Consider the following 26,840-nt stretch of genomic DNA (forward strand, 5'->3'; position numbering starts at 1 on the left):
AGGCGGCATGGACGCGACCACACTGCTGACGACCCCCTCGATGACCGTCTCCGAGTTTCGCTGCGATGCGGGGCCGGATGACGCGCCATTCGCCGAATGCCGCACCGGGCATTCCATCGCCTATGTCCGCTCGGGCAGCTTTGGCTGCCATTGCCGCGCCGGTTTCTTCGAGCTGGTGGCGGGCTCGATGCTGGTCGGCGCGCCCGGCGAGGAATACACCTGCACGCATGAGCACGTCAGCGGCGATGTCTGCCTGTCGTTCTTCCTCGGCGCGGACCTGGTCGACGCCCTCGGCGGGCGGCGCGAGAGCTGGCAGGTCGGCGCCACGCCCCCGCTGCCCGAATTGATGGTGCTGGGCGAGCTCGCCCAGACGGCGGCAGATGGCAACAGCGACATCGGCCTCGACGAAGTCGGCCAGATCCTCGCCGGCCGCTTTGTCGATGTCGTTTCCGGCAAGGCGCGCAAGCCGGCCACGCCGACCGCGCGCGACCGCCGCCGCGCGGTCGAGGCCGCGCTGTGGATCGACGACAACTCGCATGAAGAGGTCGATCTCGAACAGGCGGCAAAGCAGGCGGGCCTCAGCCCGTTCCATTTCCTGCGGCTGTTCTCGAGCGTGCTCGGCGTCACCCCGCATCAATATCTGGTGCGCTCGCGGCTGCGCCACGCCGCGCGGCTGCTCACCGATGACGACATCGCGGTCACCGATGTCGCCTATGACGTCGGATTCGGCGATCTCTCCAATTTCGTCCGCACCTTCCACCGCGCTGCCGGCGTGTCGCCGACCAGGTTTCGGCAGGCCTCGAAGGGGGAGCGCAAGATTCTCCAAGAGCGGCTTGCGCTCAACTGACTAGGGTCGTCTCCGGCGCGCGCCATTTTCGGCGCGCTTTGCAGATGGAGACGACCATGTACGACCATATCGGGCTTCGCGTTGCCGATCTCGACGCCGCGACGCGCTTCTACACCGCAGTGCTGGCGCCGCTCGGTTACGTGCTGTGCTCCAGCGGCGACGGTTATGCCGGCTTCGGGCCGAAGGGCGAGCCGGCGCTGTGGCTGCACCTGAACAAGGGCCGCAAGGCCGACGGCGCGCACATTGCGTTCCGCGCCGGAGATCATGACGCGGTCAAGGCGTTTCACAGCGAAGGCCTGAAGAGCGGCGGCCGCGACAATGGCGGCGCCGGGCCGCGCAAGGATTACAGCCCGACCTATTACGCCGCGTTTTTGATCGACCCGGACGGCAACAATATCGAGGCGGTTTGCGCGTGAGTCCTAGCAAGATCTCGTAGGGTGGGCAGAGCGTAGCGTGCCCACCGTCGCGTGCGACAGCGTCGATAAATGGTGGGCACGGCGCGCGAACAGCGCGCCTTTGCCCACCCTACGAACTCCACATCATAGGAAGTAACATGGCCTCCATCCACACCGACATTCCTCTCAATGCCCCAGCGCGCGACGTCTGGGATGCGGTGCGCGATTTCGGCGCGCTGCACGAGCGGCTGGCGCCCGGCTTCGTCACCGCCTGCACGCTCGAGGCCGATGCGCGTATCGTCACCTTCGCCAACGGTTCGGTGGCGCGCGAGATCCTGGTCGATTGCGACGACGCGCGGCAGCGCCTCGTCTATGCCATCAACAACGAGCGGCTGAAGCATTACAGCGCCTCGGTGCAGGTGATCGCCGACGGCGAGCGGAAATGCCGTTTGGTGTGGATCATCGACATGCTACCGAACGAGCTTGCAGCCTATGTCGAGGGACAGACCAAGGAGGCCGTCGTTGCGATATATAAAGCGTTTCCGCCGGCTGCGGCCTAGCCGCGGTCGACGCGCTGCGCCTCTGTGAGTTTTCTCACAGAACTCCGCCCTCGCCGGCCGTAACCATCGCGGCGTGCGTCCGTTCGGCTCCGCGCTCCCGGCGGCGCCACGAGACGCGAGGAGCATGCCATGCGAGGTGCGGACAAGGTGATTTGCCAGGCAGCCGCGGTTCTGCTGCTGTTTTCGGTCGCGAGCTCGCCGGCGAAGGCGCAGTTCCTCGGCGGCGGAGGTGCCGGCGGCGAGGACATGATGACCCAGATGGCGCCGATGCTGGAGATGATGAAGGCGAAGATGGGCAAGCGTCGCTTCGCCATGATGATGCAAACCATGGGGCCGATGATGAGCCGCATGATGGAGAATGGCGGCGGCGGGCTTGGTGGCATGATGGGCGGCGGCACGCTCGGCGGCGGTTTCGGCGCCCCCAATTACGGCGGCTACACCCCGATCGGTGGCGGCACCATGCCGGCCGGATATGGCGGCGTTGGCGGCGGCGACATCATGGGCATGATCGGCGGCTCCGGAGGCGGCGACATGATGGCGATGATCCCGCAACTGATGCGGCTCGCCAATGTCGGCGGCGGCGGCCATCGCCGCCACAAGCATCGCTAATCGGCGGCGCCTGAAAGCGCCGGCCTGATTGCGGGCTTGCTCGCGCGCGGACCCCAGCGCGTCAGCAGGACGCTGGAGGACGACAGCAGGCCGAGCAGGACCATCGAGCTCGCGGCCAGCCAGAAATAGCTCTGCGCGGTGGCTTCATGCGTCGACAGCCACCAGCCGGCTGCCGAGATGTAGATCAGCCGCGCCGTCTGCGCCAGCACCGGCCCGATCACCTTGGCCGCGCCTTGCGAGGAGAAGTACATCACCGTCGCAATGCCGAAGAACGCATAGAACGGCCCGACCGTCGAGAGATATTGATGGCTTGCCGCGCGCACGGCCGCGCTGTCGGTGAAGATGTTGATCCAGAGATCGGGAAATATCGCAACGACGCACGCCGGCGCGCCGACGGCCACGAAAGCGGCAACGCTGGCGATCCAGGCGACGCGCCGTGCGCGCGCGATGTTGCCGGCGCCGATCGCCATCCCCACCATCGGCACGCAGGCGATGCCGAACGAGAACGCGATCGAGGTCAGCAGGAATTCCAGCCGCGCGCCGATGCCGTAGCCGGCGAGGATGGCGGTGCCGAACTGCGCCAGCATGTGCGTGAAGATCGAGATCGTCAACACCGATTGCAGCGGCGAGAAGCAGGCGACGGCGCCGACCTTCAGGATATCGAAAAACATCGCCCATTGAATCCGCAGGCCGCGCAGCTTCGGAGTAACCCGGGCGCGGCCGGAGAACAGGTACCAGCCCATGATGCAGATGTTCATGGAATAGGCGATCAGCGCGCCGGCGGCGACGCCGCGCATGCCGAACTGCGGCACCGGCCCGAGCCCGAGGCCGAGCGTGCCGCCGAGCACGATCTGCCAGGCCGCCGAGTTGAGGATCAGGAACGACGGCAGCTTCATGTTGCCGGTGCCGCGCAGCACACCGGCCATGGTATTGAGCAGCCAGGGCAGCACGGCGCCGCCAAAAAACACCTGGGTGTAGGCAACCGCATGCGTCAGCACATCGCCGCGGCCGCCCAGCATTTCCAGCACGCGCGGTCCGAAGATCAGCATGCCCAGCATGAAGACAAGGCCGAAGCTGATGCCGATCAGGATTGCATGCATGGCGAGCGTGCCGGCGCGCTCGCGGTTCCCGGCGCCGAGCGCGCGAGCGATCGCGGACGCGACCGCACCGCCCATGGCGCCGCCCGACATCGTCATGGTGAGGATGATGGTTGGAAACACCAGCGCCATCGCCGCCAGCGCCTCGACGCCGAGCCGGCCGATATAGGTGGTCTCCGCGATCACGGTGCAGGTGCCGGCCGAGAGCGCGATCACGTTGGGCCAGGCGAGGGAGAGCAGCGTGCGCAGGATCGGCCCGTCGACAAGCGCGCTTCGCACCGGCCGCGGAGGCGGCGGCAGCGGACGCTCTTGTTCATCGACCGGGATTTCGGCGATGTCGGACATTTTCTCTCCGGGGCACGAGCGCCGGTTGCGGCGCGGCAATGCTTAGGTGTGGCAATCAATTTGTTCGCGCATAGGACGCGGTGAGGCTTGGTAGCACGGTGCGGAGCGATTCCTCCTGCGCCGGATGCAGGCGTGCCCTGCGGCAGCGCATTTCGAGAGGGAGAATTTACCCGATCGTCCAGACCAGCGGCGGCCGCCCTCCTGCCGTCGGGCGCATATGCACGCCGATATGCCGCCCGCATCCGGCCGCGAGCCCTTCGAACAATCCCTCCAGCACCCTGGCGCAAGCGGGGTGATAGTCGGCGACGTCGTCCATCAGCTTCCAGCTCTGCTGGCGGAGTTCGAACGTGCCTTCGGATTGCGTGGTCTCGGCGACGTCATCCTGCGCGGCGAACAACGCATCCAGGAACGCGGCGAATTCATTCGCGCCGCCGCGGCGCATCGCCAGTGCGGAGGCGACCTCGTCGAAATATTGCATGCCGATCAGCTTGCCGGTGAGGTGCAGCAGATAGCTCGCATCCTCCGGTCCGAACAGCTGCACCATGACGGGCGCGGCGGTGCGGACATATTCCATCGCGTAATTGCGATAGGCTTTTTCCAGCCGCGGTCTCGGCCAGCTCGCAACCGGCAGAGCCGGCGCGGTCTTCGCATCGAACAACGGCGCTTCGAGGTGGCGCGCGAACACGAGCCGCTGGTCCTGCTCGAGCGGATGGTCGTACTGGTGATAATAGCCTTCGAGTCCGTCCTGGCCGTCGACGCTCTGCTTGGTGCAGACGAAGCCGAGCCTGAGATCGCCGAGCGCTGCGCCGTTATTGGCGTGCCATCCGCGCAGCATCGCGCGGCTCACCTCGCCCGGTACGCCGCAGATCGCGGTGCCCTTCCAGATCCAGCGCGGCGGCGGATAACGGATCCAGGCCTTGGCGTCGCTCTCATACATGTATTCGACATGCACGCCGCCGATCCAGTTGGAGAGATAATGATATTGCGCGGCCGCCACCGCCGGCGGCAGATGATCGATCCCGAGCTTCTTCAGCCCCGGCAGAAAGCGCTCCTGCTGCTGGCGGCGGAACACGCGGAAGACGAACTCGGCGGCATCCGCGGTGCCGCGCCGCGTAACGACGGTGAGGATGAGGCCGGTGAAGTAAGCGTGATAGAGATCGGCGACCGCGCGCCAGCGTGCCCATTGGGCTTCCTGCGCGGCATCACTTGCGGCGGTCATTGGTTTCGCTCCCGGCTTGTTGTTTTGCGGGAGTGTGTCATCGCTGACAGAGAGGCGCAACCAGCCACAATCTCAGCCGTCATCCTGAGGTGCGAGCCTTGCGATGCGCTTGCATCGCGAGGTGAAGCCTCGAAGGATGGGCCACAGGCACTCGCGGCCCATCCTTCGAGGCGCGCAAGAGCGCGCACCTCAGGATGACGGTGGCGACTGTGGCAGCAGGAGATGGCGGCGCTACACCCGGAAATGCTTGCTCAACTTCAACCCCTGGGCCTGGTAGTTCGACCCGATGCGCTGGCCGTACATCGCGTCGGGACGAGCCAGCATCTTCTCGTAGACGAGGCGGCCGACGATCTGGCCGTGCTCGAGGATGAACGGCACTTCGCGCGAGCGCACCTCGAGCACCGCGCGCGATCCCAATCCGCCCGCGCCGGCATAGCCGAAGCCGGGATCAAAGAATCCGGCATAGTGCACGCGGAATTCGCCGACCAGCGGATCGAACGGCACCATCTCCGCGGCGTAGTCGGGCGGCACCTGCACGGCTTCCTTGGAGGCCAGGATATAGAACTCGCCGGGATCGAGGATCAGGCTGCCGTCGGGACGGGCCGAGATCGGTTCCCAGAAGTCATCGACGGAATAGCCGGCGCGACGATCGACGTCGACGACGCCGGTGTGCCGCTTGGCGCGGTAGCCGACGAAGCCGTTTGACTTTTCGCCGGAGAGATCGACGGAGACTGCGACGCCGCCCGAGAGATCGGCGTCGTCGATGTCGACGAGGCGCTCGGCGGCATGCAGGGCATCGAGTTCGTCGGGATTAAGGATGGCGTCGCCGGTGCGGAAGCGCACCTGGCTGAGACGCGAGCCCTCGCTGACCAGTACCGGAAACGTCTTCGGGCTGATCTCGGCATAGAGCGGGCCGTGATAGCCGGCGCCGATCATGTCGAAGCGGCGGGTGCCGTCGGCGATGACGCGGGTGAAGACGTCGAGCCGGCCGGTGGAGCTTTTCGGGTTCGCGGCCGCGACGATCTCCGGCGGCAGCGCCAGGCTCTCCAGCAGCGGCACGATGTAGACGCAGTTGGTCTCCAGCACCGCGCCGTCGGCGAGGCTGAACTCGTGCAGCTTCAATTCGTCGATGCGTTCGGCGACGGTGGCGCCTGGGCCGGGCAGGAAGCTGGCGCGGACGCGATAGGCGATGTCGCCGAGACGCAGATCGAGGCTCGCCGGCTGGATCTGGCTCTCGACGAAATCATAGGCGGGCAGGATCAGCCCCGCCGCCGCCATCGCCGCGATCATGCGGTCGGGCAGGATACCATTGGCGTCGGGCGCGACCGTGAACGTCAACCGGGAGTCCTCATCGGGGGTCAGATGCATCCGGACATGCCGGAAATACAAGTCTTTTACGGCTATCCGATGGACGCCTTGACGGAAAGGGCATTGCGGATTATGAGCATCACTTATCCCGTGGTGATTTGAGCCGGCCGGCTTGCAGCCACGTTAAATAAGTCGCTAAACAGGCCGGGGACCTCTGTGATCCCGGCCCGTGGATATATCCAGGCCGGTTTTTTTGTGACCGTTTTCGACGAGACGGTCATGTCGGAGGTACCTATGTCGAAGTCGACTGCCAACTACCGTCCCGAAACCCGCCTGGTCCATTCGGGCACCCTGCGCTCGCAATATGGCGAGACGTCGGAGGCGCTGTTCCTGACCCAGGGCTATGTCTACGACAGCGCCGAGCAATGCGAGGCGCGGTTCAAGGGCGAGGATCCGGGCTTCATCTATTCGCGCTATTCCAATCCCACCATCGCGATGTTCGAGCGCCGCATGATCGAGCTCGAAGGCGCCGAGGCCGCCCGCTCGGCCGCGACAGGCATGGCCGCGGTGACGACCGCGATCCTGGCGCCGCTCAAGGCCGGCGATCATCTGGTCGCCTCCCGCGCGCTGTTCGGCTCGTGCCTCTACGTCGTGCAGGACCTGCTGCCGCGCTACGGCATCGAGACCACGCTGGTTGACGGAGCCAATCTCGACGAATGGCAGCGCGCCGTGCGGCCCAACACCAAGACGTTCTTCCTGGAGAGCCCGACCAACCCGACGCTGGATGTGCTCGACATTCCTGCCATCGCCGAGATCGCGCACAAGGCCGGCGCGCGGCTCGTCGTCGACAACGTGTTCGCAACGCCGATCTGGCAGAGCCCGCTCGCACTCGGCGCCGACGTCGTGGTCTATTCCGCGACCAAGCATATCGACGGCCAGGGCCGCTGCCTCGGCGGCATCATCCTGTCGTCCGAGGCCTTCATCGCCGAGCACATCCACAATTTCATGCGCCAGACCGGCCCGTCGATCTCGCCGTTCAACGCCTGGGTCCTGCTCAAGGGCCTGGAGACGCTGGGCGTGCGTGTGCGCGCGCAGACCGAGACCGCCGCGCGCGTCGCCGACGTGCTGGCGAGCCATCCGAAGATCTCGCGGCTGGTCTTCCCGGGCCGCGCCGATCATCCGCAGGCGGCGCTGGTGAAAAAGCAGATGCGCGGCGGCTCGACGCTGGTCGGCTTCGAGGTCAAGGGCGGCAAGCCGGCGGCGTTCCGCGTGCTCAATGCATTGAAGCTGTCGAAGATCTCCAACAATCTCGGCGACGCCAAGAGCCTCGTCACCCATCCGGCGACCACGACGCATCAGCGCCTGAAGCCGGAGGACCGCGCCGCGCTCGGCATCAGCGAAGGGTTCATCCGCTTCTCGGCGGGGCTGGAGCATGCGGATGATCTGATCGAGGATCTCACCGCGGCGCTGGAGAAGGCGTGAGCCACCGAGCCCGAATCTCGTAGGGTGGGCAAAGCGAAGCGTGCCCACGCCTGCTTCCTTCGTCTCAGTGAGCGATGGTGGGCACGGCGCTTTGCGCCTTTGCCCACCCTACGGTACCACCCCCGCCTACGGCAGTTGATGCATGGTGGGTTACGGCTTCGCCTAATCTTACTGCGTCACGGTCGTTCGTCGGGTTCTAGGTGGGGCGATGGCTCCGCAGCAGGGACACCGTGACAAGGTTTTGATGAGATCGTAAATCAGCCGCACGCGCACGGTTGCGATCGAGTTTGGGACGTGGCGTTCAGGCCGCGCGGGCAGAGCCTCTGGGTCGATAATCGTCGGGTAAGGCAGGGACCTGGAGCGGCGTGACGGAACGAGGTCCTGAGGGGGGAATCATCGCCTGCTCGGCGATCAAGAACCCATAAGCCGCGATGCACAGGGTCGCGTGGTGATGGAAGCCGCGCCAGCCGCGTCCCTCGTAGTGACCGAGTCCGACCTCCTGCTTCAGCTCCTGATAGTCGCGCTCGATGCGCCAACGCAGCTTGGCCATGTCGACGAGCTGCTGGATGTCGATAGTCTCGGGCAAGGTCGAGAGCCAGTATCTGGTGGGCTCTGCTTCGCCCTCCGGCCATTCGATCAACAGCCATTCGGGCGATGATGTCTCGGGGATCAGCTTGTTGTACCCGACGCGGACGCGCACATGCGCGAAGCGCGAGGACAACTTCTCAGCCGAGCCTTCGCGCCACGTCACCGTGCGCCAGGCCTGCTTCGGCAAACCGAGCGCCACCTTCTTGGCCGAGATCAGATCGGGCTCGTCGCGACGGCCCGTGTTGTTCATCGGCTTGTCCATCCGCCGTGGGCCGCTGCCTGGGGCCCACATCAATATGGTCGGCACGATGCTGACCACGTAAGGCACCCCCAACTCCGTCATGCCCGCGCGCAGTTGCGAGTCCCTGCCATAGGCCGCGTCCATCAGTCCAACGCCGCGCGGCAGGCCGGCCTTGCAGGCCCATCTGATCTGCTCCAGTGCAATTTGCGACTTTGTCTTGAACTTGACCTCCTTCGGAACGCCTGCCTTGTTCCGTCGGACACGGTCCTTGGCCCACTCCTGTGAAAGATAGAGCCGATAGGCGACCGGCAAGCTGGCAGAGCGGTTGGCGATCGACAGCGACACTGCCACCTGGCAATTGGCCTGCTTGCCGAGTTGCCCGCAATATTGGTGATGTACGCCGACCGAATGCTTGCCTTGCTTGGGGAACGAGGTGTCGTCGATGATCCACGCCTCGATCGGTCCGCTCCTCTCGATCGCAGGCAGCACAAGCTCTCGCACCTTGGCGAGCACATCCTCGTCCGACCAGGTCGCGTCGGCGACAAAATGCAACAGAGATTGGTGCTGGGCGGACGCTCGAGCCGGTGCCGTCCGCGCTGCCATCGGCTCCACGCTCTTGCGCTCACCCGGCAGTATCAGGCCGGTGCAGTAGTCACGCAGCTGCCTCGTCCGATCCGCGTGACCGATCACGCTCCCAAGACCCGCTACGTACTTCCCAAACCGCGCTTCGCAATCTCCGCCCTGATCGAGATCCATCTGGCCCTCCAAGTGCCAAATAACGAATCTCCCCAAATACTTGATTCTCAGTCTCAATAGACCGCGACAGGCTGACTCAGTAGTACTAACCCACCCTACGGCACCGAGTCACATCGGCCGGTATGTCCGCACGTCCGCCGGCACGTTCACGCCCAACTTGATCTGGCCGACGGAGCGGATGATGTCGTCGCCGAGCAGCTGCGCGAAGCAGGCGTAGCCCCAATCGTTCATGTGCAAGCCGTCGGCGATGACGAAGCTCTCGACCGGGATCGACTGGTTCTCGTGCCAATCGCGCATCACCTCGAAGCGCGGGAAGATGCCGACGTGACGCAGCTCGGCAACCTTGCCGAGCAAATTCACCATCTTGCCGGCGCTCTCCTTGCGCTGGTTGACCGCCGGCGAATATTGCGGATCGACCAGCACGATGTCGGCATCGCCGGCGGCCTGGATGCGGCTGATGCCGTCCTCGACCAGCTTTGCGGTCTCACCGGGATCGAGATTGCGCAGCACCGCGTTGGTGCCGACCTGCCAGATCACGAGATCCGGATGCACGTCGATCACCTGCGTCTGAAGGCGCTTCATCATCTCGGGCGCATCCTCGCCGCCGACGCCGGCATTGACGACGGAGATGTCGGCGGTCGGATAGTGGCGGCGCAGCTGCGCGGCGAGACGGTTCGGATAGTTGAACTCCGGCGAGCTGGCGCCGAAGCCCGCGGTCGACGACGAGCCGAACGCGACGATGACGACGGGCTTGCCCGCGACCAGCTTGCCCGCGACATGCGGCAGCGAGCCCATCGCCTTCGCGCCGCCTTTCGGCGGCAGGCACGGCACCCGGCTGAAAATATCGGCGGCGGACTTCGCGACCTCTTTCACTTTGTCGATGGCGCGCGCGGTGACGCCGCGCTGCTCGGATGACCTTGCCGCGACGGTGGTCTGGGAGGGCGAAGCGGGCGCGGGATCAGCCGACTGCGCCGGCGCGGGCGTCGCCTGCGCGGCTTGGCTCTGCGCATGCGCGGCCGGTGCCAGCAGCAACAGCACTGCTGCTGCAGGCGCGGCCAGCCATGCCGTCAGGCAAAAAGGGCGGAGAGAACTCATTAACGCTAGACCTCAATTTTGCTGCTGGGCCGGCTCCAGATGGGCTGCGTCGATCACGAACTGTGCCAACGCCCGGCCAATGCAATCATGGACCTGTTTCGCCAGCTCGGGCCCGCGGGACGGGCTGAACAGGTCGAACTGACCCTGATCATTCCACTGCCGCATGATCGCAAAACGATCAAACAGCGGGATGTCGTGCTCCTGCGCCACCACGCGCATATTATCGAGAAAGGGCTGGGCCGAGATCATCGTCTCGGTACGCGGGCTGTACTGTAAATTCATCAGAACGACGTCGGTCCCTGCCTTTTGCAGCGCAATAACCCCGTCGGTGACGGCGCTGCGAAATTCGTCGGGATCGATGGATCGGATAGCATCCACGGTCCCGGTCTGCCAGACCACCAAAGTAGGCGTTTTTGCTTCCATCAGCTTAACGAAAGTGGAGGCGGCCTCCTCCGCCGTCTTCTTGCTCTGTATTTCTACGGAGACGTGCACCGCCTCCGAAGGCGGCAGCTTTTCCTTCAAAATTGCTTCCATGCGCGCCGGATAGGAGCTGGCTTCCGAGGACGGAATCGTGGTCGAGCGGCTGCCGATGACCAGAATCTCGAGCGGCTTGCCGGCCTTGATGACCTCGGCGACCTTGGGAAGCTGGCTTTCGCTGGTAAGCAGATAAGAGGGCAATTCGCACGCCGCGGGCGCAGTGGCAACGGCAGGCGCAGCAGCATCGCCCGCACGCGCCACAGGCGCGGCGAGGCTACCGAATAGCAGGACAAGGCTCAGGAGAACCTTCGCCTTCATCAGCCCCCTCCCGCCAGATCGGCGTTGCCGACGGCGTTCTTGATCTTCGCACCGCTCTTGTCAGCCACGCGCTTGTACCACGAAATCACCCAGGCCACGCCCCACATGATCAGGACCCCGGAGAGACTAATCAGCGCATGCATGGCTGCCCCGCCGGAGACTTCGGCGAGAATGAAATGGCCGGCGAAGGCCAGGAAGACGCCGAGGCAGAAGATCTCCAGGGAATGCTGGCCACATAGAATCAATGGGCGCAGCCAGCGCGATTTCAAGCCCGGCCAGTCCCGGGGCAGGAAGCGCACGGTGAGCGCGGCCAGCGCCAGGAAGTGCGTGAAACGCAGCACGTCGAGATTGGTCTTGTCGATCGGATACATCCATTGCTCGATCAATTTCGGCATCAGGTGCGACAGCTGGGGCACGTACCAGGTCAGCGTGACGTAGAAGGCCGCGATGAGGTAAGCGATCGAGATCCACATCGTCACCGGCGACGCCAGAATATGCGACATGCGCCGCGCACCTCCGAGCGCGCACCATGCTCCGAACACGAACAGCAATTGCCAGGCAAAGGGATTGAAGGCCCAGAACCCGTTCGGGTAGGCCGAGAGATAGAGGTCGAACTCCCAGGTCGCCGCATAAAGCAGGACCGAGAGGCCGAGCGTGACGTCGGGGCGCCATTTCATCAGCCACAGGATCAGCGGCAGCGCCAGCATCAACACGATGTAGAGCGGCAGCACGTCCATGTTGACGGGGCGAAAACGCAAGAGCAGCGCCTGCACGATGGTGACGTCGGGCTGCTTGAGGAAGTCCATGATCCCCATCTCTTCGGTGTAGAGCGGGTTCTCGAACCTGGTCGCCACGTAGGAGATCTCGGCGAGGAAGATCGTGAACAGGAAGACGTGGGCGACGTAGATCTGCCAGACCCGGCGCAGGATGCGCGCGGTGGCGATGACGACGCCGCTCTCGAGCATCGCGCGGCCGTACACGAAGGCGGCGGTATAGCCGGAGATGAAGATGAAGATCTCGGTGGCGTCGCTGAGGCCGTAATTGCGGATCGTCAGCCAGGTCAGCAGGCTGGCCGGCAGATGGTCGATGAAGATCAGCCACAGCGCGAGGCCACGGAACAGGTCGAGCCGGAGCTCGCGCTCGCCGATGGCGGGCAGCGTGATGGCCGGCGCCCTCGCGCGCGGCTTCGCCTCCGCGGGCTTGGCTGTTCCCGCGATCGTCGATCCCGTCACTTGGTCGGCAATGGCCATCGGGGCCCAAAACCCTTGCGCAAATCGCGACGTTGAGGAGTGTACCGGTCCGGCCGTCGTCTCGCAAAGCGACCGGATCAAGTCCGGATGTCATTCCCCTTGAATTCTGGCGGGACGATGTCGCCAAAGCCGGCTCCAGGGTTTGGTTCCGGAGCCGGATTTCGGTATGGTAGCAGCCATGTACCGCGCCGTGACCCGCCACATCGAAGTGACCGTCGAGCCGAACTTTGTTCCGGAACAATCCTCGGCCGACCGTTCCCGCTATTTCTGGTCCTACACCATCGTCATCACAAATTCGGGCGAGGAGACCGTGCAGCTCAAGACGCGGCACTGGATCATCACCGACGCCTCCGGCCGCCAGCAGGAGATCAAGGGCGAAGGCGTGGTCGGCGAGCAGCCGACGCTGGCCCCCGGCGAGCGCTTCGAATACACCTCGGGCGTCCCACTCTCGACCGCCTCCGGTTTCATGACCGGCCGCTATCAGATGGTCACCAAAAGCGGCGAGCGCTTCGAGATCGACGTCCCGGCATTTTCGCTGGACAGCCCGGACAGCAAGCGAGTGTTGAACTAGGGGCGCTTCGCAGTCCCGTCATCCTGAGGCGCGAGCCATGGCACGCAACGCGTCCCATGGGGAGCCTCGAAGGATGCACGGCCCCGATGCAGCCGGGCTGTCGCCCTTCGAGGCTTGCTCAGCGGCGCGATGCGCCGCAGAGCGCGCACCTCAGGGTGACGGTCTTAGGGTTGATCCCGCATCAACGATGTTTATGAGCAGACACGCCTTCGCATTCTCGCGGCGCAATTCGCCCGAGCTTTGCCTGGTCTCGCCACCCTCTTGATCCAAGAGGGCGCAGGGAAGGCCGGGTGCCGGCTGGCACCCGCGGTCCGCTGCGCGCAAATGCACACGCAGAAGGAACCGCACAGCAGCATACAGGTGTCGCCGATCACTCGGCCTTCCCTGCGCGATGGTTGCACGGCTTATGCCGTGATCTCCCGGGAGCCGAACTTTCCTTCTGGCCTCCCTCGCCCCGCAAATTTGGATGATGCAGTCTGCCCGGTTGGGCTCGCTCGCACCTTCGCGGAAACTTGACCGTGGCAACGACGGTCAGGACCACACGGTTTTGCCGTACGCACGGCCCGCCATTTCGCCCGCAGTATTTCCGACTCCGTCGACAGAGCCGAAAACTTACGAACGAGACGAACCTAGCAGCGCCGTCGTCCGCACGCGGTTGCGAGCTCACAGGGACTACCCGCCCTGTCCGCACCTCTCGTGCCGACGCTGCCGCGTCCACCGCATCCCCGGCTCGCGAACATGACGACTTCACGTCGCCCCTCTTGGGTGAGCCGGGATGGACGACACATACGCCGAAACCGAATTTCGGTAAAGTAGAATATTTTCGCGCGCGTGGATTGACAGAGGCCGACACAGGCTCGGTCCCGTAGCCCGGATGAGCGCAGCGACATCCGGGATCTCCGCGGGTGACCTCCCGGGTATCGCTGCGCTCACCCGGGCTACGTTCCGAGAGCTCGCTTACGCGTCCTCGACGCCCGCCTCGTCCGGCGTGAATTCGTACACCGACGAACAGAACTCACACGTCACGACGACCTTGTCGTCCTTGACCATGTCGGCGCGGTCTTCGGGCGAGAAGCTCTTCAGCATGGAGGCGACCGCATCGCGCGAGCAGGAGCACTGCGCCTTGAGAGCGATCGGATTGAACACGCGCACGCCGCGCTCGTGGAACAGGCGGAACAGCAGCCGCTCGCCGGAGAGTTCGGGATCGATCAACTCGACGTCCTCGACGGTCTCGATCAGCGAACGCGCCTCGACCCAGGCGTCGTCCTCCGCGACAGCGTGCACCTCGACGCCATCGGGGGCATCGCCGGGATGCAGATCGGCCTGCCGCGCGCGCTCCGGCGCCTTCGGCAGAAACTGCATCAGCATCCCGCCGGCGCGCCAGCGATGCTTGCCGCCGTCGTTCGAACGCCACTCCTCGCCGACCGCGAGGCGCACGCGCGTCGGAATCTGCTCGGAGCGCAGGAAATATTCGTGGGCGGCGTCTTCCAGGCTGCCGCCGTCGAGCGCGACGAGGCCCTGGTAGCGGCTCATGTCGGGGCCCTGGTCGATGGTCATGGCGAGATGACCGCGGCCGAGCAGCGTGCCGGAATCCATTCCGGATTTTTGGGCATCGCCGAGGCGCGCGGCGTCGAAGCGCGCATAGGCGCGCAGGCGATCCGGCGCCTGGTAGTCCACCACCAGGAACGACACCGGACCGTCGGTCTGGGCCTGCAGGATGAAGCGGCCCTCGAATTTCAGCGCTGTGCCGAGCAGGGTCGTCAGCACGATGGCCTCGCCGAGCAGCTTGCCGACCGGCGCCGGATAATCGTGCTTGGTCAGGATGTCGTCGAGCGCCGGTCCGAGCCGCACCAGCCGCCCGCGCACGTCGAGCGCGTCGACCTCGTAGGGCAGCACGGCATCGTCGATCGGAACCGCGGATGGTGCGCGAACCGGGCCTTCGGGGCCGGCTTTCATCTCAGGGGATTGGGAAACCATGGGGCGTTATCTGGGGGCGATCGATGCAAAATGAAAGAGGCATGGCCGCATTCCGTCATTCGCGGAACGACGGACTGCGTCGCCCGGATGGAGCATAGCGCAATCCGGGGCCAGTCCGCGTGTGGAAACAACCCGGATTTCGCTACGCTCCATCCGGGCTACAAAGTCACTTCACCGCGTCAAAGCACCAGGCCAGAATGCCCTTCTGCGCGTGCAGGCGGTTTTCGGCCTCGTCGAACACGACCGATTGCGGACCGTCGATCACGTCGTCGGTGACCTCCTCGCCGCGATGGGCGGGCAGGCAATGCATGAACAGCGCGTCGGGCTTGGCCAGCGACATCAGCTTGCCGTTGACCTGATAGGGCTTGAGCACGTTGTGGCGGTGCTCGCCTTCCTTGTCGCCCATCGACACCCAGGTGTCGGTGACGACACAGTCGGCGCCGCGCACGGCGGCTTCCGGATCGGTGCCGAGCATGATCGGGGCCCCGGTCGCCTTGATGAAGTCGCGCATCGCCTTTTTCGGCGCGAGCTCCGGCGGCGTTGCGACATTGAGCTGGAACTTGAAGCGCTCGGCGGCATGCGCCCAGGACGCCAGCACGTTGTTGTCGTCGCCGGTCCAGGCCACGGTCTTGCCCTCGATCGGGCCGCGATGCTCCTCATAGGTCATGAGGTCGGCCATCACCTGGCAGGGATGCGAACGCCGCGTCAGGCCGTTGATGACAGGCACGGTGGCGTTGGCCGCAAGCTCCAGCAGCGCGTCATGATTGAGGATGCGGATCATGATGGCGTCGACATAGCGCGACAGCACGCGCGCAGTGTCGGCGATGGTTTCGCCGCGGCCGAGCTGCATCTCGGCACCGGTGAGCATGATGGGCTCGCCGCCGAGCTGGCGCATGGCGACGTCGAACGACACGCGGGTCCGGGTCGACGGGCGCTCGAAAATCATCGCCAGCGTCTTGCCCTCGAGCGGCCGCACCGGCTGATGTGCCTTCTGCTTCGCCTTCATCGCGGACGAAGCTGCAAGCATGCGCTTGAGCTCCGACAAGGGCAGCTCGTTGATATCCAGGAAGTGCTTCGGAGTTTTATGCGGAGACTTGCTCATCAGCTTGCCGCCCGCTTGGTCTGGCTGGACGAGATCGCGGAACAGGCGCGCTCCAGCCGCCCGACGCTGTCTTCGATCTCGGCTTCGGTCACGATCAGCGGCGGCAGGAAACGCACGACATTGTCGCCGGCCCCGACGGTGAGCAGCTTTTCATGACGCAGCGCCGCGACCAGATCGCCGGAAGGCACCACGGCCTTGATGCCGATCAGCAGGCCCTCGCCGCGCACTTCGCTGACGACGTCGGGATGACGGTCGATCACGGAGGCGAGCTTCTGCTTGAGCAGCAGCGACATTCTCTGCACGTGGTCGAAGAAGCCGGGCTTGAGCATGACGTCGAGCACCGCGTTGGCCGCGGAGATCGCCAGCGGATTGCCGCCGAAGGTCGAGCCGTGCGAGCCGGGCCCCATGCCGGCGGCCGCGTCCGCGGTCGCCAGTATGGCGCCGATCGGGAAGCCGCCGCCAAGCGCCTTGGCCAGCGACATCACGTCAGGCGTGACGCCGGTGCGCCTGTGAGCAAAGAGATCGCCGGTGCGGCCCATTCCGGTCTGCACCTCGTCGAAAGCGAGCAGCAGGCCCTTGTCGTCGCAGAGCTGGCGCAGCGCCTTGAGGAAACCAGGAGGCGCCGAGCGCACACCACCCTCGCCCTGGATCGGCTCGATCAGGATGCCGGCGGTCTGCGGACCGATCGCCTTCTTCACCGCTTCGATGTCGCCATGCGGCACCTGGTCGAAGCCTTCCATCGGCGGACCGAAGCCCTCGAGGTATTTTGCAGAGCCGGTCGCAGCCAGCGTCGCCAGCGTGCGGCCGTGGAAGGCGCCTTCGAAAGTGATGATGCGATAGCGCTCCGGGTGCCCCTTGGAGAAGTGATGATGGCGCACCAGCTTGATCACGCCCTCCAGCGCTTCGGCCCCCGAATTGCAGAAGAACACGAAGTCCGCAAAGCTCTCCTGGCAGAGCCGGTTCGCGAGCTTCTCGCCATCCGGGCTCTGGAACAGGTTCGACATGTGCCAGAGCCTGGTCGCCTGCTCCTGCAGCGCCTTGATCAGATGCGGATGGCAATGGCCGAGCGCATTCACGGCCACACCCGAGGTGAAATCGAGATAGCGATCGCCATTGGTCGCGATCAGCCAGCAGCCTTCGCCGCGCTCGAAGCCGAGGTCGGCTCTGGCGAAAACGGGGAGCAAATGCGGCGCTGCGCTGTTCGTCATGATGTCACTTGGATGTTGAGGACGATGTGACGCGTGCATTGCGCAACGCACCATCCACCGGCCCGGAAAACGAAACGTGCCGCCTTTTAAGGGCGGCACGCGGGACTATCTTATGCCTGGCAAGACGGGTGTCAATGCCGCCCGGAAAGCCTCGGGAAACGTTGAATCCGTAGTCTTGCGGTGCCGATTTTGCGGGTTTTCACCACGGAACATGTGGAAGCGAGTCGGCGGACTCTTGCGCGGGAGTCACGCCATATTGTAGCGTTTGAATTGTCAGATACGACATCTCGTGCAGTGGTTCTGATCTCAAGAGTCCTCATGTACCGGCGTAAACGTTCGGGCGTCAGTCGCGCCCGGCGAGCCTTAAGGGATTCTGGCGGCACGGGTTTTTCGAGGCTTAGCAATCGCCGCATGGGCGCCAGGACGGCAGCCGCGCGACGAGGGAAAGGGTGCAATGACGGTTTTGACCTGGTCCGATGATCGCGTCGAGCAGCTGAAAAAGCTCTGGGAGGCCGGACTTTCGGCCAGCCAGATCGCAGCTGAGCTCGGCAATGTGACCCGCAATGCCGTGATCGGCAAAGTGCACCGGCTCGGTCTGTCCGGCCGCGCCAAGAGCCCGTCCTCGGCAGCGCCCCGGCCGCGCAAGGCGCGCCCCGCCCAGCACATGATGCGGGTGACCCGCCCCGTCGCGCGCGGCAACACCGCGCTGGCCCAGGCCTTCGAGGTCGAGGTGGAGGCCGAGCCGGTCACCTACGACAACGTGGTGCCGATGAGCCAGCGGCTGTCGCTGCTGGAGCTGAACGAGGCGACCTGCCACTGGCCGGTCGGCGATCCCTCCAGCCCGGACTTCTTCTTCTGCGGTGGCAAGGCGCTGTCCGGCCTGCCCTATTGCGCCCAGCATTCGCGCGTGGCGTATCAGCCGGCGGCGGACCGGCGCCGTGCGGCACCGAAGCCGGGACCGCGGTAGGATTATCAGCACGCTTTTTGGTCGTCGCGCGAAGGCGGCTCACCACATCGGATGTCGTCCCTGCCAACGCAGGGACCCATAATCCCGGACGCTGATATTGCGCGGGACGATCACTCCTGAATTTTCGACAAACCACACCCTGTGGCTATGGGTCCCTGCATTCGCAGGGACGACACTGAGGGTGTGGCGGCAGTCCGCCAAACCCAACGCACGCAGCCCCTACGCCTGCTCCGCCTTGGCGAAGCGATCGTCCAGCGCGTAGCCGGCGCCACGGACGGTGCGGATCGGGTCCTGCTCGCGGCCGAGATTGAGCAGCTTGCGCAGGCGGCCGATATGGACGTCGACGGTGCGCTCGTCGATGTAGATGTCGCGGCCCCAGACGCTGTCGAGCAGCTGCTCGCGCGAGAACACGCGGCCGGGATGCTCCAGGAAGAATTCCAGCAGGCGATATTCGGTCGGGCCGAGATCGATCGGCCGGCCCGAGCGCGCCACGCGGCGCTTGTCGCGGTCGAGCTCGATGTCGCCATAGGCCAGCACGGTCGCGAGCCGCTCGGGGCTGGCGCGCCGCAGCAGGCCCTTCACGCGCGCCAACAGCTCCGGCACCGAGAACGGCTTGACGATGTAGTCGTCGGCGCCGGTCGCAAGGCCCCGCACCCGCTCGCTCTCCTCGCCGCGCGCGGTGAGCATGATGATCGGCAGCTGCTTGGTCTCGGGCCGGGTGCGCAGGCGCCGGCACAGCTCGATGCCCGACAGGCCCGGCAGCATCCAGTCGAGCACGATCAAATCGGGGATGTGCTCCTTGAGGCGGGTGTCGGCGTCGTCGCCGCGCATGACCGTCTCGACGTCATAGCCGTCGCCTTCGAGGTTGTAGCGAAGCAGCTCGGTGAGAGCTTCCTCGTCCTCAACCACCATAATGCGTGCGCCCATGGTGTCGTCGCTCCTTAAAGTCTTCAGGTATTCGGGATCGTCGTGGCGAAGGTGGTCATGTCGCCCTTCGGCCGCTTGTCGGTGATCGCCTGGCCCTCGATCATGTAGAACACGGTCTCGGCGATGTTGGTGGCGTGGTCGCCGATCCGCTCGATGTTCTTGGCGCAGAACATGAGGTGGATGCAGAACGAGATGTTGCGCGGATCCTCCATCATGTAGGTGAGGAGCTCGCGGAACAGCGAGGTGCAGATCGCGTCGACCTCCTCGTCGCCCTTCCACACCGCCATCGCCGCCGGCAGATCGTGCGCGGCATAGGCGTCCAGCACCGACTTGACCTGCTGCTGCACGAGGTCGGTCATGTGCTCGAGGCCGCGGAACAGTTTGAGCGGATGGAAGTCGGTCTCGAGCGCGGCCACGCGCTTGCCCATGTTCTTGGCGAGGTCGCCGATCCGCTCGAGGTCGGTCGCGACGCGCATCGCGCCGACGATCTCGCGCAAATCCACCGCCATCGGCTGGCGGCGGGCGATGGTGAGCACGGCGCGTTCCTCGATGCGCTTCTGCAGCGCGTCGAGATCGGCGTCGATGGCGACGACGCGCTGGCCGAGCGCGACGTCGCGGCGGATCAGCGCATCGACCGAATCGACGATCATGCGCTCGGCGATGCCGCCCATCTCGGCGACCAGGCGCGTGAGCTCCTGGAGGTCGGTGTCGAAGGCCTTTGCGGTATGTTCGGTACCCATGTTCCGTCTCCTCAGCCGAACCGGCCGGTGATGTAGTCCTGCGTGCGCCGGTCGGTCGGCGACGTGAATATCTTGCTGGTGTCGTCGAACTCGATCAGCTCGCCGAGATACATGAAGGCGGTCTTGTCGGAGACGCGCGCGGCCTGCTGCATGTTGTGGGTGACGATCGCGATCGTGTAGTTCTCGGACAGTTCCTGGATCAGCTCCTCGACCTTGGCGGTCGAGATCGGGTCGAGCGCCGAGCAGGGTTCGTCGAACAGGATCACCTCGGGGCGCACCGCGACGGTGCGGGCAATGCACAGGCGCTGCTGCTGGCCGCCCGAGAGCGACAGGCCGGAGGCGTTGAGCTTGTCCTTGACCTCGTTCCACAGCGCGCCGCCGCGCAGCGCCTTCTCGACGCGGTCGTCCATCTCGGACTTCGAGATCTTCTCGTAGAGGCGGATGCCGAAAGCGATGTTCTCGTAGATCGTCATCGGGAACGGCGTCGGCTTCTGGAACACCATGCCGACCCGGGCGCGCAGCAGATTGAGGTCGAGCTTGGGGTCGAGGATGTTGGTCTGGTCCAGCATCAGCTGGCCGGTGGCGCGCTGGCCCGGATAGAGGTCGTACATCCGGTTGAAGATGCGCAGCAGGGTGGACTTGCCGCAGCCCGACGGGCCGATGAACGCCGTGACGCGGTTGGCGCCGAGCGTCAGGTTGATGTTCTTCAGCGCGTGGTGCTCGCCGTAATAGAAGTTGAGGTTGCGCACCGTCACCTTGGCGGGCGCCTCGGGCAGCACCGGCGCCTGCGGCAGGCCGCCGGACGCGCTCATCGATACGGAAAGATCACTCATTTTGCGGTCCTCTCGGCGCCAAGGATGCGCGCGCCAATGTTCAGGGCAAGCACGGTCAGGGTGATGAGCAGCGCGCCGCTCCACGCCAACTGCTTCCAGTAGGCGTAGGGGCTCTGCACGAAGTTGTTGATGGTGACAGGCAGGTTGGCCATCGTCTTGTTCAGGCCGAGGCTGAAGAACTGGTTCGACAGCGCGGTGAAGAGCAGCGGCGCGGTCTCGCCCGCGACGCGGGCGGTGGCGAGCAGCACGCCGGTGATGAGGCCGGACCGGGCCGCACGATAGGCGATACGCTTGATCACCAGCGAGCGCGGCAGGCCCAGCGCCGAGGCCGCCTCACGCAGCGGATTCGGCACCAGCAGCAGCATGTCCTCGGTTGTGCGCAGCACGACCGGGATCACGATGACGGCGAGCGCCAGGCTGCCCGCGATCGCGGAGAAGCCACGCATGGGCACCACCACCGCGCCGTAGATGAACAGGCCGATGATGATCGAGGGCGCCGAGAGCAGGATGTCGTTGATGAAGCGGATCACCGAGGTCAGGCGGTCGTTGCGGCCGTATTCGGCGAGGTAGGTGCCGGCGAACAGGCCGAGCGGCGCGCCGATGCCGACGCCGATCACCGTCATGATGATCGAGCCGACGATCGCGTTGCGCAGGCCGCCTTCGGTCGAACCCGGAGGCGGCGTATCCGCGACGAAGAGCTCGAGATTGAGACCGGCAAGGCCGTTGAAGAGCAGCGTGATCAGGATCAGCGCGAGCCAGGTGACGCCGAAGACAGCCGCGGCGAAGCAGAGCCCGCGGATGACAATGTCCGTGCGGCGACGACGCGAATAGATCGGATTGAGGGCCATGACCTTACTTCCCCGCCTTCTTGTCCAGCCGCATCAGCATCAGCCGCGCGGCGGCCAGCACGAAGAACGTCAGCACGAACAGCAAGAGGCCGAGCAGGATCAGGCCGGACTGGTGCAGGCCGTCGCTCTCGGCGAACTCTGATGCGATCGCCGCCGAGATCGTGGTACCCGGCGCGAAGATCGATGAGGAGATGCGGAACGAGTTGCCGATGATGAAGGTCACCGCCATGGTCTCGCCGAGCGCGCGGCCCAACGCCAGCATGATGCCGCCGATGATGCCGACGCGGGTGTAGGGGATCACCACGCTGCGGACGACCTCCCAGGTGGTGCAGCCGACGCCGTAGGCGGCCTCCTTCAGCACCGGCGGCACCGTCTTGAACACGTCGACCGAGATCGAGGTGATGAAGGGCAGCACCATGATGGCGAGGATCAGCGCGGCGTTGAACGTGCTGAGATAGGACGGCGGACCCGCGAAGATCGCGCCCAGCACCGGGACGCCGTCGAAGATCTTGATCATGAAGGGCTGGAAGCTGTTGGCCAGGAACGGGCCCAGCACGAAGAAGCCCCACATGCCGTAGATGATCGAGGGAATGCCGGCGAGCAGCTCGATCGCCATGCCGATCGGGCGGCGCAGCCATTGCGGGCAGAGCTCGGTGAGGAAGATCGCAATGCCGAGACCGACGGGAATGGCGATCAGCATCGCGATGAAGGAGGTGACGAGCGTGCCGTACATCGGCCCGAGCGCGCCGAGCACCGGCGGATCGGCCGACGGCGCCCAGCGCTGCGTCCACAGGAAGGAGAAGCCGAATTCCTTCATCGCCGGGAAAGCGCCGACGATCAGCGAGATGATGATGCCGCCGAGGATCAGCAGCACCGAGATCGCGGACAGCCGCGTGATCCAGTAAAAGGTGACGTCGCCGAGCTTGAACGCGCCCAAGGCCTTGGCGCGATCATACGGTCCGGCGTCGTCGATGATATCGCTCTGAACGGCCATTTCTGCCACGCCGATCCCCTGTACTGACTATACTTGTTCTTGCCTGTTTGGTCCCGTGCCCCGGACGCGGCGCGGCGCGAAGCGCTGCGACGATGATCCGGGGCCCAGCTCTTGTGGGTCCCGGCTCTGCGGAGCGGCACACTGGACGATGCTTTGCATCGCCAGGGCCGCACCGCGTCTGGGACACGAGAGGAGAGCGCTTAGCTCTTGATATCGGCAGCCCAGGTCTTCTCGATCTGCTTGACGACGGTGTCCGGCATCGGGATGTAGTCGAGCTCCTCGGCCGCCTTGTCGCCCTTCGTGAAGGCCCAGCGGAAGAACTTGATGGCTTCCTGCGAAGCAGCCTTGTCGGTGGCATCCTTGTGCATGAGGATGAAGGTCGCCGCCGTGATCGGCCAGGACTTCTCGCCGGGCTGGTCGGTCAGGATGACGTAGTAGCCGGGCGCCTTGGCCCAGTCGGCGTTGGAGGCGGCCGCCTGGAACGCTTCCACGGTCGGCTGCACGGTCTTGCCGGCCTTGTTGACGAGACCGGTGTAGGTCAGCTTGTTCTGCTTGGCATAGGCATACTCGACGTAGCCGATCGAGTTCTTGGTCTGGCCGATGTTGCCGGACACGCCTTCGTTGCCCTTGGCGCCGACGCCGACCGGCCACTCGACCGCGGTGCCCTCACCGACCTTGCTCTTCCAGTCCGCGCTGGCCTTCGAGAGATAATTGGTGAAGTTGAAGGTGGTGCCCGAACCGTCCGAGCGGCGGACCACGGTGATGGCTTCCGAGGGCAGCTTGACGTTCGGATTGAGCTTCTTGATCGCGGCGTCGTCCCACTTGGTGATCTTGCCGAGATAGATGCTGGCGAGCGTCTCGCCGTCGAACACCATCTCGCCGGGCTTCACGCCCTCGAGGTTGACGACGGGGACGATGGCGCCCATCACCATCGGCCACTGGACGAGGCCGTCCTTCTCGAGCTGCTCGGCCTTGAGCGGCATGTCGGTCGCGCCGAAGGTCACGGTCTTGGCCTGGATCTGCTTGATGCCGCCGCCGGAACCGATCGACTGGTAGTTCAGACCGTTGCCGGTCTCCTTCTTGTAGGCGTCAGCCCACTTCGAATAGATCGGGAACGGGAAGGTCGCACCGGCACCGGTGATGTCGGCAGCAAAGGCCGCCGTCGTCGAAGCGGCGACCATGCCGGCAGCGACGATCGTTTTGAGGAAATTCATGCTGGTCTCCATACGGGGGAGCGAAGCGCCATCCGCGCCCGATCGCGCTCCCCACGCCGCCCCTTTAGGAGCGGTTGGCTGTGCTTTTACGAAGGTTTCGTGACAGTCGGATGACACACTTAAGCGATTGTAATCGCTTATTTTTCAGGTCGCCGCCGGGCTCCTCGCCTGGGGAAAACAGGCCGTGAAAGTGGCGCCCTGCTTGGGCACGCTCTCGATCAAAAGCCGGCCGCGATGGCGGTTAAGAATATGTTTCACCAGCGATAATCCGAGCCCGGTGCCGCCCTGCGAGCGGCTGTCGCCGACGTCCACCCGGTAGAACCGCTCGGTCAGCCGCGGCAGGTGCTCGGGCGCGATGCCGGGGCCGAAATCGCGCACCATGATCCGGATTTCCTGAGTTCCATCAGTGGCCGCGCCCGATGTGAGCGACACGATGACGCGTCCGCCGGAGGCGCCGTATTTGAGCGCGTTCTCGATCAGATTCTCGAACAGGCGGAGCAGCTCCTCGCGGTCGCCCGCGATCATCACCGGCCCCTCCGGCAACTGGATGTCGACCTCGACCTGGCGCTCGCGCGCCAGCGGCTCGAGCCCGTCGGCGACCTGGCGGATGATCGGCAGCAGGTCGACCAGGGTGTCGGGCCGGACATGGGCCGACAGCTCGACCCGCGACAGCGACAAGAGGTCGTCGATCAGGCGCGCCATGCGGGTGGCCTGATTGTGCATGATGCCGAGGAAGCGCTCGCGCGCCTTGGGATCGTCCTTGGCCTGGCCCTGCAGCGTGTCGATGAAGCCCGACAGCGCCGCCAGCGGCGTCCGCAGCTCGTGACTGGCATTGGCGACGAAGTCGGCGCGCATCTCCTCGACCCGGCGTAGCGGCGTCTGGTCGTGGAAGGTCATCAGCATGCATTTGTCGGCGCCGCCGAAGCTGGTCGGCACCGGCACCGGCGTGATCATGAGCTCCATCCAGCGATCGACCGGGACATGGTCGAGATAGGTCGCGCGCCGGGCCTCGGTGGTCGCGATTGCTTCGCGCAACGCCGTGATGATCTCCGGTGAGCGCAGCGCGAACTGGGCGAGTTCGTTCCGGCGCAGCGCCGGCGCGAGCTGGGCGGCGGCGGCGTTGAGGTGGATGACGCGGCCGGCGCGGTCGAGCAGCACCGCCGGATCCGGCATGCCGGCGACCACCGCGGCCACCGCCGCGCTCTCGACCGGATTGATGCGCCTGACCTCGTCGCGGGATGCGGCGGGATCATGCAGCCGCCACGGGATCAAGGCTGCCGCCGCGATGCAGAGGAACACGATCGCGGCATGAAACGCCGACAATTCGTCGAGCGAGACCACGACGGACAGCGCCAGCGCCGCGGCGATCAGGATCACGGTCGAATGCCGCAGCCGGTCGGACCAGGGCTGCGCGGAGGGAGAAGATGGGGCGTCGATCGCCATCGGGGCGGACTTCTCCTGCAGGACCGGTCCTAAGACTTGTCGCTGCGCTCTCTCACATAGGCGGCTTCAGGCGCAGGGCCAGGGTCGAGCTTGAGTGCCGCCTGCTGCAGGCGCTTCGACCGTGCGCCGATGATAACTTCGCGAAACGTCAGCAAGATTACAGAGATGACGAAGGGCGAGAGATAATAGAGGACGCGGAACAGCAGCATGCCGCCGAGCAGCTCCTCGCGGTCCATCTGCCAGAGGCCGACCAGCATGGCGGCGTCGAACACCCCGAGCCCGCCGGGCGAGTGGCTGGCGAAGCCGAGCAGGGTGGCCGAGACGAAGATGACGGCGACCACGACGAAGCCGAGATTGGGCTCGTCCGGAACCAGCACATACATCGCGAGCGCGCAGAAGCCGAGATCGATGATGCCGATCGCGATCTGGAGCAGCGTCAGCGGACCGCCCGGCAGCACCACCGTCCAGGGGCCGCGGCCGACCACGCGCGGATGGGTCCAGACCCAGACGACATAGGCGACCAGCCCCGCGATGATCATCATCGCCAGCGCCCGGTTCAGCCAGGGCGGAAGCTGGTCGATCGAGGCGGCGGCCTCCGGATGATAGGAGATGCCGAGGCCGAGCACGGCGGCATTGCCGAGCCAGAAGGTCAGGCCGGCGAGGAAGCAGATCTTTGCGACGTCGATCGCGTTCAGGCCGTAGGCCGAATAGATGCGGTAGCGCACCGCGCCGCCGGTGAAGACGGATGCCCCGACATTGTGACCGATCGAATAGCTGGTGAAGGCGGCGAGCGCGTTGATGCGATAGGGCACATGGGCATGGCCGATCGCACGCACGGCGAACAGGTCGTAGAAGGTCAGCGTGAAATAGCCGGCGGTGACGAACAGCGCCGCCATCGCAATCTGGCGCGGCTCGGTGCTCTTGATCGCTTCGAGGACTTCGTTGAAATCGATGCCTCGCAGCATGTGGTAGAGCACATAGCAAGCGATGCCGATGACCGCGACGCTGACCACAACGCCAAGCTTATGCAGGATTTGCTTCTGGCGCAGAAACGACACCGCTCTGCGTATGGCTTCCAGCATCTAGACCTCGAACAACGCTTCAGCGGCCAGGGTGGCCGACGAACAGGCAGACGACGCACAGGCACTCAACGACCGGCACTCAACGAACCCTCGCCGCCGGCTCCGGCATCGCGCATGCCCCCTGCCCCTCCACTAGCGCGTTTTAGAGCGGAGTGGAATTCGCCAATTCGAACAAAAACACGTGCATTCAATATTTTAGGCAGGGTTGCGGGCTCCTGATGCACGGTTTGGCGCCTTCGGCGGCAGGACCTGAGGCGAATCTCCGTGGCGATCCTGCGCAGGCGCCATGAAGTTTTGATGATTTCGGCCGCCCAATGTTCCTTCGCGCCTTAAGTCAACGTCAATCT

The 26,840-nt window shown here is 65.2% G+C and carries 25 protein-coding genes and 1 riboswitch; of the genes, 7 read left to right on the top strand and 18 right to left on the bottom strand.

The genetic code is table 11. From position 1 onward, the window contains the following. The first annotated feature begins 7 nt into the window (after positions 1-7). From CIT40_RS31555 to CIT40_RS31570, 4 genes are all read left to right on the top strand, one after another. Positions 8-847 (top strand): helix-turn-helix transcriptional regulator, encoded by an 840-nt coding sequence (locus tag CIT40_RS31555; protein ID WP_094893162.1) that lies wholly within the window; start codon positions 8-10, stop codon positions 845-847. A gap of 56 nt (positions 848-903) precedes the next feature. After that, positions 904-1,263 (top strand): VOC family protein, encoded by a 360-nt coding sequence (locus tag CIT40_RS31560; RefSeq protein WP_162307769.1) that lies wholly within the window; start codon positions 904-906, stop codon positions 1,261-1,263. 137 nt (positions 1,264-1,400) lie between these two features. Beyond that, positions 1,401-1,802, top strand: coding sequence for an SRPBCC family protein (locus CIT40_RS31565; protein ID WP_094893164.1), 402 nt, complete (start codon positions 1,401-1,403; stop codon positions 1,800-1,802). 129 nt (positions 1,803-1,931) lie between these two features. Beyond that, positions 1,932-2,411, top strand: a complete 480-nt coding sequence (locus tag CIT40_RS31570; protein ID WP_094893165.1) for a hypothetical protein — start codon at positions 1,932-1,934, stop codon at positions 2,409-2,411. Here the strand turns inward: CIT40_RS31570 and CIT40_RS31575 are convergent. The 3 genes from CIT40_RS31575 to CIT40_RS31585 all read right to left on the bottom strand — a co-directional run bounded on the left by CIT40_RS31575 (position 2,408) and on the right by CIT40_RS31585 (position 6,440). Further along, entirely contained in the window at positions 2,408-3,853 is a 1,446-nt protein-coding gene (locus tag CIT40_RS31575; protein ID WP_094893166.1) for an MATE family efflux transporter, read from the bottom strand. The two genes, CIT40_RS31570 and CIT40_RS31575, sit on opposite strands and share 4 nt — an antisense overlap. 166 nt (positions 3,854-4,019) lie before the next feature. Then, positions 4,020-5,072, bottom strand: coding sequence for a hypothetical protein (locus tag CIT40_RS31580; protein ID WP_094893167.1), 1,053 nt, complete (start codon positions 5,070-5,072; stop codon positions 4,020-4,022). A gap of 231 nt (positions 5,073-5,303) precedes the next feature. After that, the gene (locus CIT40_RS31585) at positions 5,304-6,440 is read right to left on the bottom strand and encodes a 2'-deoxycytidine 5'-triphosphate deaminase (protein WP_094893168.1); all 1,137 of its coding nucleotides are present in this window, start codon (positions 6,438-6,440) and stop codon (positions 5,304-5,306) included. A gap of 80 nt (positions 6,441-6,520) precedes the next feature. After that, a riboswitch (SAM riboswitch) is annotated at positions 6,521-6,600 on the top strand. A gap of 74 nt (positions 6,601-6,674) precedes the next feature. On the opposite strand from CIT40_RS31585, the gene CIT40_RS31590 reads away from it, so the two are divergent. Then, positions 6,675-7,862, top strand: coding sequence for an O-succinylhomoserine sulfhydrylase (locus CIT40_RS31590; RefSeq protein WP_100298071.1), 1,188 nt, complete (start codon positions 6,675-6,677; stop codon positions 7,860-7,862). Between the two features lie 301 nt (positions 7,863-8,163). Here CIT40_RS31590 and CIT40_RS31595 read toward each other — a convergent pair whose 3' ends face one another. The 4 genes from CIT40_RS31595 to CIT40_RS31610 all read right to left on the bottom strand — a co-directional run bounded on the left by CIT40_RS31595 (position 8,164) and on the right by CIT40_RS31610 (position 12,587). Then, positions 8,164-9,447, bottom strand: coding sequence for an IS701 family transposase (locus CIT40_RS31595; protein WP_094890650.1), 1,284 nt, complete (start codon positions 9,445-9,447; stop codon positions 8,164-8,166). A gap of 108 nt (positions 9,448-9,555) precedes the next feature. After that, positions 9,556-10,542, bottom strand: a complete 987-nt coding sequence (locus tag CIT40_RS31600; protein ID WP_094892496.1) for an SGNH/GDSL hydrolase family protein — start codon at positions 10,540-10,542, stop codon at positions 9,556-9,558. A 12-nt stretch (positions 10,543-10,554) separates the two neighbouring features. Then, positions 10,555-11,337 carry an SGNH/GDSL hydrolase family protein gene (locus CIT40_RS31605; protein ID WP_094892497.1) on the bottom strand — a complete coding sequence of 261 codons (783 nt, stop codon included), beginning with the start codon at positions 11,335-11,337 and terminating at the stop codon, positions 10,555-10,557. Next, the gene (locus tag CIT40_RS31610; protein ID WP_094892498.1) at positions 11,337-12,587 is read right to left on the bottom strand and encodes an OpgC domain-containing protein; all 1,251 of its coding nucleotides are present in this window, start codon (positions 12,585-12,587) and stop codon (positions 11,337-11,339) included. Before CIT40_RS31610 ends, CIT40_RS31605 begins: the two co-directional genes overlap by 1 nt. 178 nt (positions 12,588-12,765) lie before the next feature. On the opposite strand from CIT40_RS31610, the gene apaG reads away from it, so the two are divergent. After that, the gene (gene apaG / locus CIT40_RS31615) at positions 12,766-13,158 is read left to right on the top strand and encodes a Co2+/Mg2+ efflux protein ApaG (protein WP_162307912.1); all 393 of its coding nucleotides are present in this window, start codon (positions 12,766-12,768) and stop codon (positions 13,156-13,158) included. Between the two features lie 957 nt (positions 13,159-14,115). Here the strand turns inward: apaG and CIT40_RS31620 are convergent. From CIT40_RS31620 to CIT40_RS31630, 3 genes are all read right to left on the bottom strand, one after another. Continuing rightward, positions 14,116-15,135 carry an Hsp33 family molecular chaperone gene (locus CIT40_RS31620; RefSeq protein WP_094892500.1) on the bottom strand — a complete coding sequence of 340 codons (1,020 nt, stop codon included), beginning with the start codon at positions 15,133-15,135 and terminating at the stop codon, positions 14,116-14,118. Positions 15,136-15,301: 166 nt separating this feature from the next. After that, the gene (argF, locus tag CIT40_RS31625) at positions 15,302-16,237 is read right to left on the bottom strand and encodes an ornithine carbamoyltransferase (RefSeq protein WP_094892501.1); all 936 of its coding nucleotides are present in this window, start codon (positions 16,235-16,237) and stop codon (positions 15,302-15,304) included. Next, positions 16,237-17,445 carry an aspartate aminotransferase family protein gene (locus CIT40_RS31630; protein WP_094892502.1) on the bottom strand — a complete coding sequence of 403 codons (1,209 nt, stop codon included), beginning with the start codon at positions 17,443-17,445 and terminating at the stop codon, positions 16,237-16,239. Before CIT40_RS31630 ends, argF begins: the two co-directional genes overlap by 1 nt. 454 nt (positions 17,446-17,899) lie before the next feature. On the opposite strand from CIT40_RS31630, the gene CIT40_RS31635 reads away from it, so the two are divergent. Beyond that, a complete protein-coding gene (locus CIT40_RS31635) occupies positions 17,900-18,412 on the top strand; it encodes a GcrA family cell cycle regulator (RefSeq protein WP_094892503.1) in 513 nt (170 codons plus the stop codon). 219 nt (positions 18,413-18,631) lie between these two features. On the opposite strand, the gene phoB is transcribed toward CIT40_RS31635, so the two are convergent. The 8 genes from phoB to CIT40_RS31675 form a co-directional block, all read right to left on the bottom strand. Beyond that, on the bottom strand, positions 18,632-19,339 hold the full coding sequence (phoB, locus tag CIT40_RS31640) for a phosphate regulon transcriptional regulator PhoB (protein WP_014491300.1): 708 nt from the start codon (positions 19,337-19,339) through the stop codon (positions 18,632-18,634). Positions 19,340-19,362: 23 nt separating this feature from the next. After that, the gene (gene phoU / locus CIT40_RS31645) at positions 19,363-20,079 is read right to left on the bottom strand and encodes a phosphate signaling complex protein PhoU (RefSeq protein ID WP_094892504.1); all 717 of its coding nucleotides are present in this window, start codon (positions 20,077-20,079) and stop codon (positions 19,363-19,365) included. Positions 20,080-20,090: 11 nt separating this feature from the next. Continuing rightward, the gene (pstB, locus tag CIT40_RS31650) at positions 20,091-20,912 is read right to left on the bottom strand and encodes a phosphate ABC transporter ATP-binding protein PstB (protein WP_063199660.1); all 822 of its coding nucleotides are present in this window, start codon (positions 20,910-20,912) and stop codon (positions 20,091-20,093) included. After that, on the bottom strand, positions 20,909-21,760 hold the full coding sequence (pstA, locus tag CIT40_RS31655; protein WP_094892505.1) for a phosphate ABC transporter permease PstA: 852 nt from the start codon (positions 21,758-21,760) through the stop codon (positions 20,909-20,911). Before pstA ends, pstB begins: the two co-directional genes overlap by 4 nt. Positions 21,761-21,764: 4 nt before the next feature. Further along, positions 21,765-22,754, bottom strand: coding sequence for a phosphate ABC transporter permease subunit PstC (gene pstC / locus CIT40_RS31660; protein ID WP_162307771.1), 990 nt, complete (start codon positions 22,752-22,754; stop codon positions 21,765-21,767). Between the two features lie 200 nt (positions 22,755-22,954). Then, on the bottom strand, positions 22,955-23,968 hold the full coding sequence (gene pstS, locus CIT40_RS31665) for a phosphate ABC transporter substrate-binding protein PstS (RefSeq protein WP_094892569.1): 1,014 nt from the start codon (positions 23,966-23,968) through the stop codon (positions 22,955-22,957). Between the two features lie 144 nt (positions 23,969-24,112). Next, complete coding sequence (locus tag CIT40_RS31670; RefSeq protein ID WP_094892507.1) at positions 24,113-25,411, bottom strand: ATP-binding protein; 1,299 nt, start codon at positions 25,409-25,411, stop codon at positions 24,113-24,115. 29 nt (positions 25,412-25,440) lie between these two features. Then, positions 25,441-26,493, bottom strand: a complete 1,053-nt coding sequence (locus tag CIT40_RS31675) for a lysylphosphatidylglycerol synthase domain-containing protein (protein ID WP_094892508.1) — start codon at positions 26,491-26,493, stop codon at positions 25,441-25,443. Positions 26,494-26,840 lie beyond the last annotated feature (347 nt).

Origin of the sequence: Bradyrhizobium amphicarpaeae (assembly GCF_002266435.3) — a bacterium.
Taxonomy (GTDB): domain Bacteria; phylum Pseudomonadota; class Alphaproteobacteria; order Rhizobiales; family Xanthobacteraceae; genus Bradyrhizobium; species Bradyrhizobium amphicarpaeae.

Coding starts and splice junctions, on each gene's coding strand:
- CIT40_RS31635 (WP_094892503.1), top strand. CDS start 17,900: ATGACGGTTTTGACCTGGTCCGATGATCGCGTCGAGCAGCTGAAAAAG.
- CIT40_RS31590 (WP_100298071.1), top strand. CDS start 6,675: ATGTCGAAGTCGACTGCCAACTACCGTCCCGAAACCCGCCTGGTCCAT.
- CIT40_RS31570 (WP_094893165.1), top strand. CDS start 1,932: ATGCGAGGTGCGGACAAGGTGATTTGCCAGGCAGCCGCGGTTCTGCTG.
- CIT40_RS31630 (WP_094892502.1), bottom strand. CDS start 17,445: ATGACGAACAGCGCAGCGCCGCATTTGCTCCCCGTTTTCGCCAGAGCC.
- CIT40_RS31555 (WP_094893162.1), top strand. CDS start 8: ATGGACGCGACCACACTGCTGACGACCCCCTCGATGACCGTCTCCGAG.
- CIT40_RS31575 (WP_094893166.1), bottom strand. CDS start 3,853: ATGTCCGACATCGCCGAAATCCCGGTCGATGAACAAGAGCGTCCGCTG.
- argF (WP_094892501.1), bottom strand. CDS start 16,237: ATGAGCAAGTCTCCGCATAAAACTCCGAAGCACTTCCTGGATATCAAC.
- pstB (WP_063199660.1), bottom strand. CDS start 20,912: ATGAGTGATCTTTCCGTATCGATGAGCGCGTCCGGCGGCCTGCCGCAG.
- CIT40_RS31675 (WP_094892508.1), bottom strand. CDS start 26,493: ATGCTGGAAGCCATACGCAGAGCGGTGTCGTTTCTGCGCCAGAAGCAA.
- CIT40_RS31670 (WP_094892507.1), bottom strand. CDS start 25,411: ATGGCGATCGACGCCCCATCTTCTCCCTCCGCGCAGCCCTGGTCCGAC.
- CIT40_RS31620 (WP_094892500.1), bottom strand. CDS start 15,135: ATGGTTTCCCAATCCCCTGAGATGAAAGCCGGCCCCGAAGGCCCGGTT.
- CIT40_RS31600 (WP_094892496.1), bottom strand. CDS start 10,542: ATGAGTTCTCTCCGCCCTTTTTGCCTGACGGCATGGCTGGCCGCGCCT.
- pstC (WP_162307771.1), bottom strand. CDS start 22,754: ATGGCCGTTCAGAGCGATATCATCGACGACGCCGGACCGTATGATCGC.
- apaG (WP_162307912.1), top strand. CDS start 12,766: ATGTACCGCGCCGTGACCCGCCACATCGAAGTGACCGTCGAGCCGAAC.
- phoU (WP_094892504.1), bottom strand. CDS start 20,079: ATGGGTACCGAACATACCGCAAAGGCCTTCGACACCGACCTCCAGGAG.
- CIT40_RS31560 (WP_162307769.1), top strand. CDS start 904: ATGTACGACCATATCGGGCTTCGCGTTGCCGATCTCGACGCCGCGACG.
- CIT40_RS31580 (WP_094893167.1), bottom strand. CDS start 5,072: ATGACCGCCGCAAGTGATGCCGCGCAGGAAGCCCAATGGGCACGCTGG.
- CIT40_RS31605 (WP_094892497.1), bottom strand. CDS start 11,337: ATGAAGGCGAAGGTTCTCCTGAGCCTTGTCCTGCTATTCGGTAGCCTC.
- CIT40_RS31595 (WP_094890650.1), bottom strand. CDS start 9,447: ATGGATCTCGATCAGGGCGGAGATTGCGAAGCGCGGTTTGGGAAGTAC.
- pstA (WP_094892505.1), bottom strand. CDS start 21,760: ATGGCCCTCAATCCGATCTATTCGCGTCGTCGCCGCACGGACATTGTC.
- CIT40_RS31610 (WP_094892498.1), bottom strand. CDS start 12,587: ATGGCCATTGCCGACCAAGTGACGGGATCGACGATCGCGGGAACAGCC.
- phoB (WP_014491300.1), bottom strand. CDS start 19,339: ATGGGCGCACGCATTATGGTGGTTGAGGACGAGGAAGCTCTCACCGAG.
- CIT40_RS31585 (WP_094893168.1), bottom strand. CDS start 6,440: ATGCATCTGACCCCCGATGAGGACTCCCGGTTGACGTTCACGGTCGCG.
- CIT40_RS31565 (WP_094893164.1), top strand. CDS start 1,401: ATGGCCTCCATCCACACCGACATTCCTCTCAATGCCCCAGCGCGCGAC.
- pstS (WP_094892569.1), bottom strand. CDS start 23,968: ATGAATTTCCTCAAAACGATCGTCGCTGCCGGCATGGTCGCCGCTTCG.